Here is a 13,831-nt window from a genome sequence, read left to right as displayed (position 1 = left end):
GCGCATGGAATACGGATTCACCACCGCCGCCTATGTGGTCGCGGCCGTGCTGTTCATCCTGTCCCTGGGCGGGCTTTCGGGCCAGGAAAGCGCCAAGCGCGCGGTCTGGTACGGCATCGCGGCCATGGCGCTGGCGGTGGTCGCGACGCTGATCGGGCCGGGCTACGGCAACTGGGGGCTGACGCTGGTCATGCTGGCCATCGGCGGCGCCATCGGCTGGGTCGTGGCCAAGCGGGTGCAGATGACCGAGATGCCGCAGCTGGTCGCGGCCATGCACAGCCTGGTCGGCCTGGCGGCGGTGCTGATCGGCTTCAACGCCCAGTTCGAGCTCTCGCGGGTGCTGCGCGCCCGCGCCGCCGACGCGGCGGCCGAGTTCCACGGCTTCGCCGCGGTGCTGGCGCACAAGACCCCGGCCGAGATCGCCATGCTCAAGGTCGAGGTGGCGCTGGGGATCTTCATCGGCGCGGTGACCTTCACCGGCTCGATCGTGGCCTTCGGCAAGCTCGCCGGCAAGATCGACGGCAAGCCCAGGAAGCTGCCGGGCGGGCACATGCTGAACGCGGGGGCGGCGGCGCTGTCGCTCTTGTCGGTGATCCTTTACTGCACCGCCGGGGCGCCGGTGCTGTGGCTGGTGCTGATCACGCTGCTGGCCTTCTTCATCGGCTATCACCTGATCATGGGCATCGGCGGCGCCGACATGCCGGTGGTGGTGTCGATGCTGAACAGCTATTCCGGCTGGGCGGCGGCGGCGATCGGCTTCACCCTGGGCAACGACCTCCTGATCGTGGTGGGCGCGCTGGTCGGCTCGTCCGGTGCGATCCTGAGCTACATCATGTGCAAGGCGATGAACCGCAACTTCGTCAGCGTGATCCTGGGCGGCTTCGGCGGCGAGGCGGGCCCGGCGATGGAGATCGAGGGCGAGCAGGTGGCGATCGACGCCGACGGCGTGGCGGCGGCGCTGAACGAGGCGGACGAGATCGTCATCGTGCCGGGCTACGGCATGGCGGTGGCGCAGGCGCAGCAATCGGTCAGCGAGCTGACGCGCAAGCTGCGGGCGCGCGGCAAGAATGTGCGCTTTGCCATCCACCCGGTGGCGGGGCGTCTGCCGGGGCACATGAACGTGCTTCTGGCCGAGGCCAAGGTGCCCTACGACATCGTGCTGGAGATGGACGAGATCAACGAGGATTTCCCCTCGACCGACGTGGCGATCGTGATCGGCTCGAACGACATCGTGAACCCGGCGGCGCAGGAGGACCCGAACTCGCCGATCGCGGGCATGCCGGTGCTGGAGGTGTGGAAGGCCAAGCAGGTGTTCGTCTCCAAGCGCGGCCAGGGCACCGGCTATTCGGGCATCGAGAACCCGCTGTTCTACAAGGAAAACACCCGCATGTTCTATGGCGACGCCAAGAAGTCCATCGACCAGCTCCTCCCCATGATCGAGTGAGCGGCCGCGAAAGGCGACCCCCCTGGTCCGCCCCCGCGATATATCGGGAAGAGCCGCGCAATGCGGCTCTTTTCATTTTTCGGGAATGGGTAAGCGGCATCGCCCATATCCGATGCCGGCAAGGAGATGCGATGCGCCGCCTTGCCGCCTGCGCAGTTGCCGGGCTCGAACTGCCGAAGGCCAGAGCCCCTGCGCATCTGTCCCAAAGCGCCCCGTGCCGGCAACCGGAAAGCCGGCGCCTGCGAAGGAGGAGGCATTCGCCCGCGCGGGCGAACAAGCGTTCAGAATGAAAGAGTGCCCGTGGCGATATCGGCCCTTAGTTCGGCATGGCTCGGCATCGTTGCGGCCTTGTCACCCCTGCAGTTGTCTGGCCTGACCTGCCGAAGGCCGGGCGTATGGCCGGCCTATGCGCATCTGTCCAAAAGCGTCCAGTCCGGCGGCTGGAAAGCCGGCGTCTGCGAGGGCGGAAGCATTCGCCTCGCTCGCCCCGGCAAACCAATCGTTCAAGAAGGATGGAGGGCCGTCGCGATGCGGCCTCCGCTCGGCATGGTCCGGTATCGTGGGGGCCTTGCTGTCCCTGCGGCTGTCGGGCCTGACCGGCACATGGCGGGCGCCTGCACATCTGTCCGAAAGCGCCTAGCCTGGCGGCTGGAAAGCCGGCGCCTGCGAGGGCGGAGGCATTCGCCTCGCTCGCCCCGGCAAACCAATCGTTCAAGAAGGATGGAGGGCCGTCGCGATGCGGCCTCCGCTCGGCATGGTCCGGTATCGTGGGGGCCTTGCTGTCCCTGCGGCTGTCGGGCCTGACCGGCACATGGCGGGCGCCTGCACATCTGTCCGAAAGCGCCTAGCCTGGCGGCTGGAAAGCCGGCGCCTGCGAGGGCGGAGGCATTCGCCCGCGTGGGCAACCATCGCTCAGAAAGAGGGAGTGCCCGTGGCGATACCGGCCCTCAGCTCTCGGCAGGAGCCCGGCATCGCCGGGGCCGTCATTCCGCGGCGTGGCCGGTGACGGGGCTGGGGACGCCGGAGGATTTCATGCGAAAGCCGCGCTCGAGCTGGTCGAAGGGCGCCACGGGATATTCGCCCGAGAAACAGGCGTCGCAATACTGCGGGCAGGCATTGTTGCGGCCCTTGGCCTCGCCCACGGCGCGATAGAGCCCGTCCAGCGACACGAAGGCCAGCGAATCGACGCCGATCCATTCGCGCATCTCTTCCTCGGACATCTGCGCGGCCAGCAGCTTTTCGCGGTCGGGCGTGTCCACGCCGTAGAAGCAGGGCCAGGCGGTGGGCGGAGAGGCGATGCGGAAATGCACCTCGGCCGCGCCCGCGTCCAGGATCATGTCCTTGATCTTGCGCGAGGTGGTGCCGCGCACCACCGAATCGTCCACCAGCACCACCCGCTTGCCCTTGACCAGCGCGCGGTTGACGTTGAGCTTGAGCCGCACGCCCATGTTGCGGATCTGCTCGGTCGGCTCGATGAAGGTCCGGCCCATGTACTGGTTGCGGATGATGCCCATGCCGAAGGGAATGCCGCTTTCATGGGCATAGCCGATGGCGGCCGGGGTGCCGCTGTCGGGCACCGGGCAGACCAGGTCGGCCTCGACCGGGGCCTCGCGGGCCAGTTCCACGCCGATCTGGCGCCGGGTCTCATAGACGGAACGGCCGCCGATGATCGAATCGGGGCGCGAGAAATAGACATGCTCGAAGATGCAGAAGCGCCCCGTCGAAGGGCCGAAGGGGCGAGAGCTTTCGACCTCGCCCTTGGAGATCACCACCATCTCGCCCGGCTCGATCTCGCGCAGGAATTCGGCGCCGATGATGTCGAGCGCGCAGGTTTCCGAGGCCAGCACGAAGCCGTCGTCGCCGATGCGGCCCAGCACCAGCGGCCGCACGCCCAGGGGGTCGCGCACGCCGATCAGCTTGGTGCGGGTCATGGCGATCACCGCGAAGGCGCCCTCGACCCGGCGCAGCGCGTCCTTCATCCGCTCGGGGATGTTGCGCTGGATGGAGCGCGCCATCAGGTGGATGATGCATTCGGTATCCGAGGAGGACTGGAAGATCGAGCCGCGCTCGATCAGCTCGCGGCGCAGGGCCATGGCATTGGTGATGTTGCCGTTATGCGCCACGGCGCAGCCGCCCATGGCGAATTCGCCGAAGAAGGGCTGCACGTCGCGGATCGCCGTCGCCGCCTTGGTGCCGGCGGTGGAATAGCGCACATGGCCGATGGCGAGCGAGCCGGGCAGCGTTTCCATCAGGCTTTGCTTGGTGAAGTTGTCGCGCACATAGCCGAAGCGATGGGCGCTGTTGAAGCCCTGCTCGGCATCGTGGCTGACGATGCCGCCGGCCTCCTGCCCGCGGTGCTGCAAGGCGTGCAGCCCCAGGGCGACGAAATTGGCGGCATCCGTCACTCCGATCACGCCGAACACGCCGCATTCTTCGTGCAGGCGGTCGGAATCGAAGGGATGGGCAAGGAATGGCTGCATCATCACCGACTCTTGGGGCTATTCCGGGGGCTGGGTAAGGGGACGCTTGACGCCAATCTAGGGTGTCATGCGGGCGAAGTCACGCCCCACGGCCGTCGCGGGGCGCATTTTATGTCACAAATTGGCCGTATCGGCTCAATTCGCCGGTGCGGCGGGGGTGGGGGCCGGCGTCTGCGCATCGACCGGCTGGCCCGTGGGGGCGCAGCTGCGCACCAGCTGTTCATAGCGGCTGACCACCCAGCCCGGCGCGTCCTGCGGGATCTGCTGGTCCATCTGGCCGCGCATGCGCTCGAACACCTGGGCCGAGCGGGAGTTGTCCACCACCGCCACGGGCTGGCTGGCCATCACCCGGTCATAGACGATGAAGGCGATGGCGACGAGCAGGATGCCGCGCGCCACGCCGAAGAGGAACCCCATGCCCTGGTCCACGCCGCCAAGCGCCGAGCGCTGCACGACCGAGGAGAACAGCGGCGTGATGATGGAAAACAGCACCAGCGCCAGCGCGAAGACCGCGGCGAAGCCGGCGATGGTGGCAAGCTCGCAGCTGTCGGCCAGGAACTTGTTGAGCCCCGGCACCTGCGCCACCATCGGCCGCACCGTCGGCGCGAAGATGAAGGCCAGCACGGCCGCGCCGATCCAGCCCAGGATCGCCAGCGATTCGCGCACGAATCCCCGCGCATAGGCCAGGATCGCCGAGAGGATGATCACGGCTGCGACGATGCCGTCGATGATGGTGAATCCGTCCATTTTCACGCCCTTTCGCGGGATTGCCCGCGTCTTTGGGACGAGTTCATCCGGCGCCGAATGTCTCGCCCACGAAACTTGTCAGATCCGCGATGCGGTCGATCCGCATCCCGGCCACGCCCTCGACCTTGGTCGCCGAAGGCAGGATCGCCCGTGAAAAACCAAGTTTCTGCGCCTCTTTCAACCTGTTTTCCGCCTGGGCGACGGGGCGCAGGGCGCCCGACAGGCTGATTTCGCCGAAAAGCACCGCCTCGGGCGGCAGCGCCACGTCCTCGCGCGCGCTGAGGAGCGCGGCGGCGATGGCCAGGTCGGCGGCGGGTTCGCTGACCCGCATCCCCCCGGCAACATTGAGGAAAACGTCGAGGCCGGCGAAGGGGACGGCGCAGCGCGCCTCGAGCACGGCGAGGATGGTCGAGACCCGGCCGGAGTCGAGGCCGACCACGGTTCGGCGGGGACTTGCCAATGTCGAGGGGGCGACCAGCGCCTGCACCTCGGTCAGCACCGGGCGGGTGCCCTCGATCCCGGCAAAGACTGCCGAGCCGGCGCTGGCCTCGCCGCGTTCGGACAAAAACAGCGCCGAGGGGTTGGCGACCTCGGCCAGCCCGCCGCCGGTCATCTCGAAGACGCCGATCTCGTCCGCCGGGCCGAAGCGGTTCTTGTGGGCGCGCAGGATGCGGAACTGGTGGCCGCGCTCGCCCTCGAAATAAAGCACGGTGTCGACCATGTGCTCGACCACGCGCGGGCCGGCGATCTGGCCCTCCTTGGTGACATGGCCGACGAGGATGACCGAGGTGCCGCGCCGCTTGGCGAAGGTGACAAGCTCATGGGCGCTGGCGCGGACCTGCGCCACCGAGCCGGGCGCGGCCTCGATCCGGTCGGACCAGAGCGTCTGGATCGAGTCGATCACCGCGACATCGGGCCGCTCGGCGTCGAGCGTGGTCAGGATGTCGCGCAACGCGGTCTCGGCGCCCAGGCGGACGGGCGCGTCGCCGAGGCCCAGGCGCTGCGCGCGCAGCCGGACCTGGGCGCTGGCTTCCTCGCCCGAGACATAGATCGCCTGCTGGCCGGCGCGGGCGAAGGCGGCGGCGGCCTGCAGCAGCAGGGTGGACTTGCCGATGCCCGGATCGCCGCCGACGAGGATGGCCGAGCCGGGGACCAGCCCGCCGCCCAGCACCCGGTCGAGCTCGGCGATGCCGGAGGTGGCGCGCCGGGGCGGCGCGTCCTGCGTGGCAAGGCCCGAGAGCGGGATCGGCTTGCCCTTGAGCGTGCCCAGGCCGCGGCCGGGGCCCTGGGAAAGCGGCGCTTCCTCGATGATGGTGTTCCAGGCGCCGCAGGCGTCGCAGCGGCCGGCCCATTTGCGATGGCTGGCGCCGCAGGCGGTGCAGGTGAAGGCGGTGATCGGTTTGGCCATGGCCGTTATCTGGCAGATTGCGCCGGCGCGCGCCAGCCGGGAAGGGCGCGCCCGGGGGTGCGGTCCCTTGGGTATTTGGGGAACGAAGAAGTCCGGGGCGGTGCTGGCTGGGCCGGCCGGATGAGTATTTGGGAAACGGTGGAAGGGGCTCAGGTCACGCCCAGGCCGGCGCGCATCATGATGCGGCGCACCGGGGCGACGGCATAGAGCCCGCCCAGGGCGGCGGCGCGCAGGTCGCGCAGCGGGCGGGCCGAGATCATGCTGGCGCGGTTCAGCGCGTCGATGCCGATCAGCCGGGCCAGCGCCTCGGGGCGGCGGCGGCGTTCGTAGGCGGCAAGCGATGCGGCGCTGCCGGGATCGCCGGCAGAGAGGTCGATGAGCGAGGCGAGATCGGCGAGGCTCATGTTCAGCCCCTGCGCGCCGATGGGCGGGACGACATGCGCGGCCTCGGCGATCAGTGCCGTGCGTGGGCCGGTGAAGCGGTCGGCGATCTGGCTGATGATCGGCCATTCCGTCAGCCGCGTCGCCTGGGTCAGCTGGCCCAGCACGCCGGCCGAGCGGCGGTTCAGTTCCGCCTCGAATGCCTCGCGCGGCAGGGCGCGCAGCCGGGCGGTTTCCGGGCCGCGCTCCATCCAGACCACGGCCGAGGAGGGCTTGCCGTCGCGGTCGGGCAGGGGGACCAGGGTGAAGGGGCCGCCCGAGCGGTGGATCTCGGTCGAGACGTTGTCGTGCGGGCGTTCATGGGTCACGGCGAAGGCCAGCGCCTTTTGCCCATAGCGCAGCGTGCGGGTGCCGATGCCGAGCGCCTCGCGGGTGGGCGAGTTGCGCCCGTCGGCGCCGATCACCAGCCGGGCCCGGATGCGGCTGCCGTCGGTCAAGGTGGCCAGCGCCTCGCTGTCGCGGACCAGCAGGCCCGCGGTGCCGGTGCCGGGCAGGAAGCGGACGTTCTGCAGGCTGGCGAGCCGGGCCGAGATTTCCCGCTTCAGGAGCCAGTTCGGCAGGTTCCAGCCGAAGGGCTGGTCCGAGATCTCGGATGCGTCGAAATCGCGCGTCAGCCGCGCCTGCGACAGTTTCCCGCCGGCGTCGATGATGCGCATGACCTGGAGCGCGGTGGCATGCGGCGCGAGCCGGTCCCAGAGCCCGGCCGCCTGCAGCACCGCGATCGAGGGGTGCAGGAAGGCGGTGCTGCGCAGGTCCGAGCCCTGGGCGCCTTCCTCGGTCACGGGCGGGGCGGGGTCCACGCAGGTCACGGAATGCCCGGCGCTGCCGAAGGCGGCCGCGGCGATCAGCCCGGCGATGCCGCCGCCGGAAACGAGGATCTCGGTATCGTCGATCTGCATGGTCTGGCGCCGGGTCTGGTGAGGGGGTCGGTGCGGGTCGGCCTAGAGCCCGGCCGCATAGGCGCCGAGCATGAGGAACATCAGCAGCGTCGCCGCAAGGCCGAGTATGCCGAGCGCCGGCAGGCCCCAGATCAGAACGCCGACAACCGCCAGCACGACGACCAGCAGCGCGAAGATGTAAAGGGCGGTGGCGGTGCGCGCCTCGGCCTGGGCCTCGGCGGGAGTAAGCGGTTCGGACATGCGCGTTCCCTGTTCTTTTTTCGGTTTCCTGTCGGCGAATTTCAGATATTACCCAAGCTTAGGCTTGCGGCAAGCCCGTGCAGGAAGGCGCCCAGATCCCCGGTGCGGTAATGCACATGCGGGCCGTGGTCGTGATCCTGGGCCAGCTCGTCCGGGCCGTGGCGGCCCGCACCGACCAGAATCGTCCGCATTCCAAGCGAATGCGGGATGGCGAGGTTCCTGGGGTCGTCCTCGAACATGGCGGCCTGGGCGGGGTCGAACCCCTCGGCGGCCTGGACTGCGGCATAAGCGCGCGGGTCGGGCTTGGGGTGGAAATCCGCCTCCTCGACGCCGTGGATGGCGTCGAAGACCATCAGCCCGCGATGTTCCAGCACCCGCGCCGCATAGGCGCTGTCGCCGTTGGTATGCACGATCTTGCGGCCGGGCAGGGCCGAGATCAGCCCGGCCAGCGCCGGGTCGGGCGTCAGCACGGTGAAGTCGATGTCATGGACCTCGCGCAGATAGGGCAGGGGATCGACGCCATGCTCGGCCATCAGCCCCGCCAGCGTGGTGCCGTGCTGGCGCCAGTAATGGTTGCGCAGCCGGTTGGCCTCGGCCTCGGTCACGCGCAGTTCGCGCATGACAAAGGCGGTCATGCGCCGCTCGATCTGGGCGAAAAGCCTGACCTCGGGCGCATAAAGGGTGTTGTCCAGATCGAAGATCCAGGTGGTGACATGCCGAAAATCCATGATCCCTGCCTAAACCTGCGGCATGGCGCTTGCAATCGCCGTTGCAAGCGCGGATCGTGCGTCCCATGAAAGACGCCTATTCCCTGATCCTCTCGGCCATCGACAATGGCATTTACCGCCCCGGCGACCGGCTGGTCGAATCCGAGCTGGCCGAACGCTTCGGCGTCTCGCGCACCCCGGTCCGCGAGGCTTTGCAGCGGCTGGAGACCCAGTCCATGCTCAAGCGCGACGGGCGCAGCCTGATCGTCGCCACGCTGGACCACAACCAGCTGGCCGAGCTTTACACCGTGCGCGCCGAACTGGAGGCGCTGGCGGCGCGGCTGGCCGCGCGCCACGCCACGCCCGAAGAGGTGCGCGTCCTGGCCGGCATGGTCGAGGACGACCGCGCCATCCTGGGCGATCCGCAGGCGCTGGCACGGGCCAATCGCCGCTTTCACCATCAGATCCACCTGGCCTCGCACAACCGCTACCTGGTCCAGCAGCTGGACCTGGTGCATCGCAGCATGGCCTTGATGGCACGCACCAGCCTGGCGGCGCAGGGCCGCGACGTGGTCACGCTGGACGAGCATCAGGCCATCGTCGAGGCCATCGCCGCCCATGATGGGCCGGCTGCCGAACAGGCGCTGCGCCACCACATCTCGATGGCCTTCGAGACCCGGCTGAAGGAAGAGGCGCGGCTGGCCGACGAGGACGAGGGCTGATGCGCGAGATCCGCGCCGTCGCCGACCTAGAGGAAGGCGCGGCGCATCTGATGCGGGTCTGCCCGGTCTGGGCGCGCGAATTGCCGGCGCTGCTGCCCCTGCCGCTGCGGCGCTGGCCCGAGGGCTTTCCGGCGATTCGCGATGCCGTCGTCTCGCAGCAGATCTCGGTCCAGGCGGCGAATGCCATCGGCGCGCGCATGGCTGCGGCCGGCCTGGCCGACGAGGCGGGGATCGCCGCCGCCGATGACGAGGCGCTGCGCGCCGCCGGCCTGTCGCGGCCGAAGATCCGCTATCTGCGCGGCATCGCCACGGCGCAGCTTGATTGGGCGGGGCTGCGCGCCTTGCCCGACGACGAGGTGATCGCCCGGCTGACCGCGCTGCCCGGCATCGGGCGCTGGACGGCCGACATCTATCTGAAATTCGCGCTTGGCCGCGCCGATGCCTTCGCCTCGGGCGACCTGGCGCTGGCCGAGGCGGCGCGGCTGCTCTACGGCCTGGCCGAGCGGCCCCGCCCGGCGGCGCTGGCCGAACTGGCCGAGCCCTGGCGGCCCTGGCGGGCGGTTGCGGGCCGGGCGCTCTGGGCCTATTACCGGGTCGCGAAAGGGCGCGAGGGCGTCCGCTGAAGGGGGACGAGATGCCGCGCGAGTTGAAATCCGAACGCAAGGGCCCGCGCAAGGCCGATTCGGTGGTGGTCTTCCTGCACGGCTATGGCGCCGACGGGGCCGACCTGCTGGGCCTGGCCGATCCGCTGGCGCCGCATCTGCCCGGCACTGCCTTCCATGCCCCGAACGCGCCCGAGCCCTGCCTCAACAATCCGATGGGCTATCAGTGGTTCCCGATCCCCTGGATGGACGGCTCGTCCGAGGCGCAGGCCCAGGCCTCGGCCGCGCAATCCTTCGAGGACATCAACGCCTTCCTGGACAAGATCCTGGCGGATGAGGGGCTGGCGGCGGACCGGCTGGCGCTGGTCGGCTTTTCGCAGGGCACGATGATGGCCCTGGCCGTGGCGCCGCAGCGCGACGAAGAGATCGCCGGGGTGGTTGGCTTCTCGGGCCGGTTGCTGGACCCCGAGGGCGCGGGGCAGGCGCGGGTCAAGCCGCCGGTCCTGCTGATCCATGGCGACCAGGATCCGGTCGTGCCCTTCGAAAGCATGGGCATCGCCGGCGAGGCGCTGCAAAAGGCCGGCTTCACCGTCTACGGCCATGTGATGAAGGGCACGGGCCACGGCATCTCGCCCGACGGGCTGTCGGTGGCGCTGGCCTTCCTGAAAGAGCGGTTTGCCGCGAGGTCGTGACGCTTTGAGCGATTTCGCACTTGCGAAAGGCACAGCAGTCCCTACCTTCCTGATAAGAGGATGAGACGAGGAGAACGCACATGACCCTGATCTGGATGACCGCAATCGCCCTGATTCCGGCCGGCATGGTTTCCCTGCGTCTTCTGGTGCCGCAGTCCGTGGCGGTGCGCGCCCGACGCTGATCCCTGCGGCCGAGCCGCCGGGTCACGCCCAGATGGCGGGATCGGCGATCTCGATGGAGTTTCCGGCCGGGTCGCGGAAATACAGCGACCGGCCGCCTTGGGGCCAGATGAAATCGGCCTCGATCTCTACCCCCGACGCTTCCAGATGCGCGCGCCAGGCGTCCAACATGCCCGGCTCGGCGCCCATGCAGAAATGCCCCGGCCCCTCGCTGCCATGCGGCGGCACGGGCAGGCGGGCGTCGGGCTTGGGCGGCACGCGCGTCGCACTGGCGCGGAACACCAGCAGCACCTGCGCCCCGCAGCGAAAGAACACGTGCCGGCCGGGCACGCGGGCGATCTCGGGCAGGCCGATGATCTTGGTCCAGAAACGGGCGGCCTCGTCCAGATCCTCGGCGTAAAGCGCGGATTCCAGCGTGCCGGTCAGCCGGGGCGGCGTTGTCGGGGGCTTGGTCATGGCCCGATCTTGCCAGCAATCCGCCGGGCAGGCCAGCCCGGCTTGACCTTGGCCGCGCCGCGCGCGACAGCTTGCCCGAAAGGACGGGAGGCGCGGCATGGCATGGATCTATCTGGGCGTGGCGGGATTGCTCGAGGTGATCTGGGCCTTTGCCATGAAACAGTCCGAGGGCTTCACCCGGCCCTGGCCCACCGCGATCACCCTGGTCGCCATGGTGGCCAGCGTCTGGTTCCTGTCGCTGTCGATGAAGGTGCTGCCGCTGGGGACCGCCTATGTCATCTGGACCGGCATCGGCGCGGTCGGCACCTTCGTCCTGGGCGTGCTGCTGCTGGGCGAATCGGCCGACGCGCTGCGCCTTGTCGCCGCCGTGCTGATCGTGGCGGGGCTGGTGCTGATGAAGATCGCCTCGTCGCAATAAGGCGCGCAGGCCCCACAAACCGCAGTCAGTCCTTGTCACGCGCCTGTCACGCCCCCCGGCTATTTGTGCGCCAGGCATATATTCAGGGACTTGTCAGCCCGGAGCCGCGATATATAGTCGGTGCCATGTTCTGACCCGTCCCGGACAAGGCGAAGCGAGGGCCGATGCTGGACGACCATGGCGAATTTCGAACCCAATTCGTGCGCGAGCCATCCTTCTCGCGCCACCATCCCGCACTGGTTCTAAACGCCGATTTCAGACCGCTCAGCTACTATCCGCTGTCGCTCTGGCCTTGGCAGGAGGCGGTGAAGGCGGTGTTCCTGGACCGGGTCCAGATCATCGCCGAATATGACGAGGTGGTGCGAAGCCAGCATCACGCGATACGCATCCCCTCGGTCGTCGTGCTGAAAGATTACGTCAAACCCCAGAAGCGCGTGGCCTTCACGCGCTTCAATCTTTTTCTGCGGGACGAATTCTGCTGCCAGTACTGCGGCGCCAAGGGCGAGCTGACCTTCGACCACGTCGTGCCGCGATCGCGCGGCGGCGTGACCAGCTGGGAGAATGTCGTCGCCGCCTGTTCGCCCTGCAACCTGAGGAAGGCCAACAAATCGCTGAAGAATTCGGGGCTGCGGCTGCGCCGTCCGCCGCGCCGGCCCACCCCCGACGAGATGCATGCCATAGGCCGGCGCTTCCCGCCGAATCACCTGCATGAAAGCTGGATGGATTTCCTCTACTGGGATACGGAACTGCTGTCGGACTAGGGTCAGGATGCATTGATTTTCGACGCGCTGCGTGATTCACGGCTCGGAAAACGGAGCGGTGACATGAGCGACCTGTACTGGCTGACCAACGAGCAGATGGCCAAGCTTGCCCCTTTTTTCCCCAGGTCCCACGGCAAGCCTCGGGTCGATGACAGACGGGTCTTGAGCGGAATTATTTTCATCAATCGCAATGGCTTGCGCTGGCGCGACGCCCCTGAAGCCTACGGACCGCACAAGACGCTGTACAGCCGGTGGAAGCGTTGGAGCGAGAAAGGCATCTTCGCCCGGATGATGGTCGGTCTGGCTGCGGAACACGGCGAGGAAAAGACCGTGATGATCGACGCGACGTATCTGAAAGCCCACCGCACTGCGACCAGCCTGGCCGCGAAAAAAGGGGGCGTGGTCGCCTGATCGGTCGAACCAAGGGCGGCATGAACACCAAGCTGCACGCCATCTGCGACAGCCAAGGGCGACCGCTCAGCCTGTTCGTCACCGCTGGACAGGTCAGCGACTACATCGGTGCGCGGGCGTTACTGAGCAGTCTGCCCAAGGTCGACTGGCTTCTCGGAGATCGCGGCTATGACGCCGACTGGTTCCGAGAGGCGTTGAAAGACAAGGGGATACGCGCCTGCATCCCTGGTAGAAAGCAGCGCAAGAAGGCCGTCAAATACGACAAGCGCCGATACAAACGGCGCAACCGCATCGAGATCATGTTCGGCAGGCTCAAGGACTGGCGGCGTGTCGCGACACGCTATGATCGCTGTCCCAAGGTGTTCCTCTCAGCCATCGCCCTCGCCGCGGTCGTCATCTACTGGTTATGAATCCTGACCCTAGGCACGGCCGCGCCGGACGCAGCGGATTTATTGCAGCGCCGCGCAATGCCGGTTAAAGAAACCGTCAGGTTTGCGTGATGACATCAAGCCTGATGACGCGCCGATTCGGATTCGTCCGGCGCTGCGACCATCGTCCGCGCGCATGGCTGCCCGCAAGTTGCGGCCATGCAGGGCGATCAACGAAAAGACAAGAAAGGATCTCGTATGTGGACACGTATTCAGACCGTGGTGGACGGCAAACCCGTTTCGGGCGACTGGACCATTTGCCGCAATGAGGAGCCGGTCGGGCGCATCTGTCACGATCCGAAACAGCCGGGCGTCGCCGCCTGGGCCTGGACGGTCCTGAACGATCCGAATGCGAATGGGCGGGCTTGGACGGAAGAGGCGGCGCTTTCGGCCGTCAAGGAAAGCGCCGAGAAGCCGGGCAATGCCGCGGCGTGACGCCGCAGAAAAAACGGAAAACGGCGCCAGCAGCGCCCTTTCTCCAACCCGTCCGCCTGTTGTGGCGGGGTGACTAGCTTCGGTGATCGCGCGTCGTCAGATGCGCGATCGCCGCCGCCAGCAGCGCCAGGAACCCCAGCGCGAACAGCGGAATGCCGATGGCGCTTGCAGCCCAGATCGTCAGCCCGGCGGCCAGGATCACGGCAAGGATCAGGATCAGGAAATGCGGCAGCGGCATGGCATCCTCCGTTGCCTTCAATATGGCCCCGCCGGGGCGCGCCGAAAAGCCCCCGATCCGGCTTTGCGCGTTCCGCTGCCGATTCCAGCTGCGCTTTCGCGGCGCGATCTGGAAAATGTTCA

16 protein-coding genes are annotated in these 13,831 nt (G+C 68.0%); 8 read left to right on the top strand and 8 right to left on the bottom strand.

Going from position 1 to position 13,831, the window contains the following annotated elements:
* The first annotated feature begins 4 nt into the window (after positions 1-4).
* A complete protein-coding gene (locus tag E3U26_RS21785; protein ID WP_116220911.1) occupies positions 5-1,444 on the top strand; it encodes an NAD(P)(+) transhydrogenase (Re/Si-specific) subunit beta in 1,440 nt (479 codons plus the stop codon).
* A 983-nt stretch (positions 1,445-2,427) separates the two neighbouring features.
* On the opposite strand, the gene purF is transcribed toward E3U26_RS21785, so the two are convergent.
* The 6 genes from purF to E3U26_RS21755 form a co-directional block, all read right to left on the bottom strand.
* A complete protein-coding gene (gene purF, locus E3U26_RS21780; RefSeq protein WP_116171294.1) occupies positions 2,428-3,924 on the bottom strand; it encodes an amidophosphoribosyltransferase in 1,497 nt (498 codons plus the stop codon).
* A 135-nt stretch (positions 3,925-4,059) separates the two neighbouring features.
* Complete coding sequence (locus E3U26_RS21775; protein ID WP_036759674.1) at positions 4,060-4,671, bottom strand: CvpA family protein; 612 nt, start codon at positions 4,669-4,671, stop codon at positions 4,060-4,062.
* 43 nt (positions 4,672-4,714) lie between these two features.
* Positions 4,715-6,079, bottom strand: coding sequence for a DNA repair protein RadA (gene radA, locus E3U26_RS21770; protein ID WP_036759673.1), 1,365 nt, complete (start codon positions 6,077-6,079; stop codon positions 4,715-4,717).
* Positions 6,080-6,228: 149 nt separating this feature from the next.
* Positions 6,229-7,419 (bottom strand): UbiH/UbiF family hydroxylase, encoded by a 1,191-nt coding sequence (locus E3U26_RS21765; protein ID WP_116220912.1) that lies wholly within the window; start codon positions 7,417-7,419, stop codon positions 6,229-6,231.
* Between the two features lie 42 nt (positions 7,420-7,461).
* Positions 7,462-7,659 (bottom strand): hypothetical protein, encoded by a 198-nt coding sequence (locus tag E3U26_RS21760; RefSeq protein ID WP_499106594.1) that lies wholly within the window; start codon positions 7,657-7,659, stop codon positions 7,462-7,464.
* A 41-nt stretch (positions 7,660-7,700) separates the two neighbouring features.
* Positions 7,701-8,387 (bottom strand): pyrimidine 5'-nucleotidase, encoded by a 687-nt coding sequence (locus tag E3U26_RS21755; protein ID WP_499106593.1) that lies wholly within the window; start codon positions 8,385-8,387, stop codon positions 7,701-7,703.
* A gap of 65 nt (positions 8,388-8,452) precedes the next feature.
* On the opposite strand from E3U26_RS21755, the gene E3U26_RS21750 reads away from it, so the two are divergent.
* From E3U26_RS21750 to E3U26_RS21740, 3 genes are read left to right on the top strand one after another with little or no spacing between them, the layout of a single operon-like run.
* On the top strand, positions 8,453-9,088 hold the full coding sequence (locus E3U26_RS21750; protein WP_036759669.1) for a GntR family transcriptional regulator: 636 nt from the start codon (positions 8,453-8,455) through the stop codon (positions 9,086-9,088).
* Positions 9,088-9,711, top strand: coding sequence for a DNA-3-methyladenine glycosylase family protein (locus tag E3U26_RS21745; RefSeq protein ID WP_499106592.1), 624 nt, complete (start codon positions 9,088-9,090; stop codon positions 9,709-9,711). Before E3U26_RS21750 ends, E3U26_RS21745 begins: the two co-directional genes overlap by 1 nt.
* Before the next feature lie 11 nt (positions 9,712-9,722).
* Positions 9,723-10,382, top strand: coding sequence for an alpha/beta hydrolase (locus E3U26_RS21740; protein ID WP_072464081.1), 660 nt, complete (start codon positions 9,723-9,725; stop codon positions 10,380-10,382).
* Between the two features lie 204 nt (positions 10,383-10,586).
* Here the strand turns inward: E3U26_RS21740 and E3U26_RS21735 are convergent, their stop codons facing one another.
* Positions 10,587-11,018 (bottom strand): VOC family protein, encoded by a 432-nt coding sequence (locus E3U26_RS21735; protein WP_499106591.1) that lies wholly within the window; start codon positions 11,016-11,018, stop codon positions 10,587-10,589.
* 97 nt (positions 11,019-11,115) lie between these two features.
* On the opposite strand from E3U26_RS21735, the gene E3U26_RS21730 reads away from it, so the two are divergent.
* From E3U26_RS21730 to E3U26_RS21715, 4 genes are all read left to right on the top strand, one after another.
* Positions 11,116-11,436: a DMT family transporter gene (locus tag E3U26_RS21730; protein WP_072464083.1), complete on the top strand. Its 321-nt coding sequence runs from the start codon at positions 11,116-11,118 to the stop codon at positions 11,434-11,436.
* A 164-nt stretch (positions 11,437-11,600) separates the two neighbouring features.
* Entirely contained in the window at positions 11,601-12,197 is a 597-nt protein-coding gene (locus E3U26_RS21725) for an HNH endonuclease (RefSeq protein WP_114536421.1), read from the top strand.
* Between the two features lie 63 nt (positions 12,198-12,260).
* Positions 12,261-13,018, top strand: a protein-coding gene (locus tag E3U26_RS21720; protein WP_089852160.1) for an IS5 family transposase whose coding sequence is annotated in 2 segments (ribosomal slippage) — positions 12,261-12,597 and positions 12,597-13,018 — 759 coding nt in all. Because the reading frame shifts where the segments join, the coding sequence is not laid out codon by codon here.
* Between the two features lie 177 nt (positions 13,019-13,195).
* Positions 13,196-13,471 carry a hypothetical protein gene (locus E3U26_RS21715; protein WP_240540434.1) on the top strand — a complete coding sequence of 92 codons (276 nt, stop codon included), beginning with the start codon at positions 13,196-13,198 and terminating at the stop codon, positions 13,469-13,471.
* Between the two features lie 73 nt (positions 13,472-13,544).
* Here E3U26_RS21715 and E3U26_RS21710 read toward each other — a convergent pair whose 3' ends face one another.
* Positions 13,545-13,709 (bottom strand): hypothetical protein, encoded by a 165-nt coding sequence (locus E3U26_RS21710; RefSeq protein WP_166435398.1) that lies wholly within the window; start codon positions 13,707-13,709, stop codon positions 13,545-13,547.
* Positions 13,710-13,831 lie beyond the last annotated feature (122 nt).

This window comes from Paracoccus ferrooxidans, from assembly GCF_029909815.1.
Classification (GTDB): domain Bacteria; phylum Pseudomonadota; class Alphaproteobacteria; order Rhodobacterales; family Rhodobacteraceae; genus Paracoccus; species Paracoccus versutus.
The sequence above is the reverse complement of the archived record's forward strand: the minus strand, read 5'-3'. Positions and strand labels throughout refer to the sequence as shown.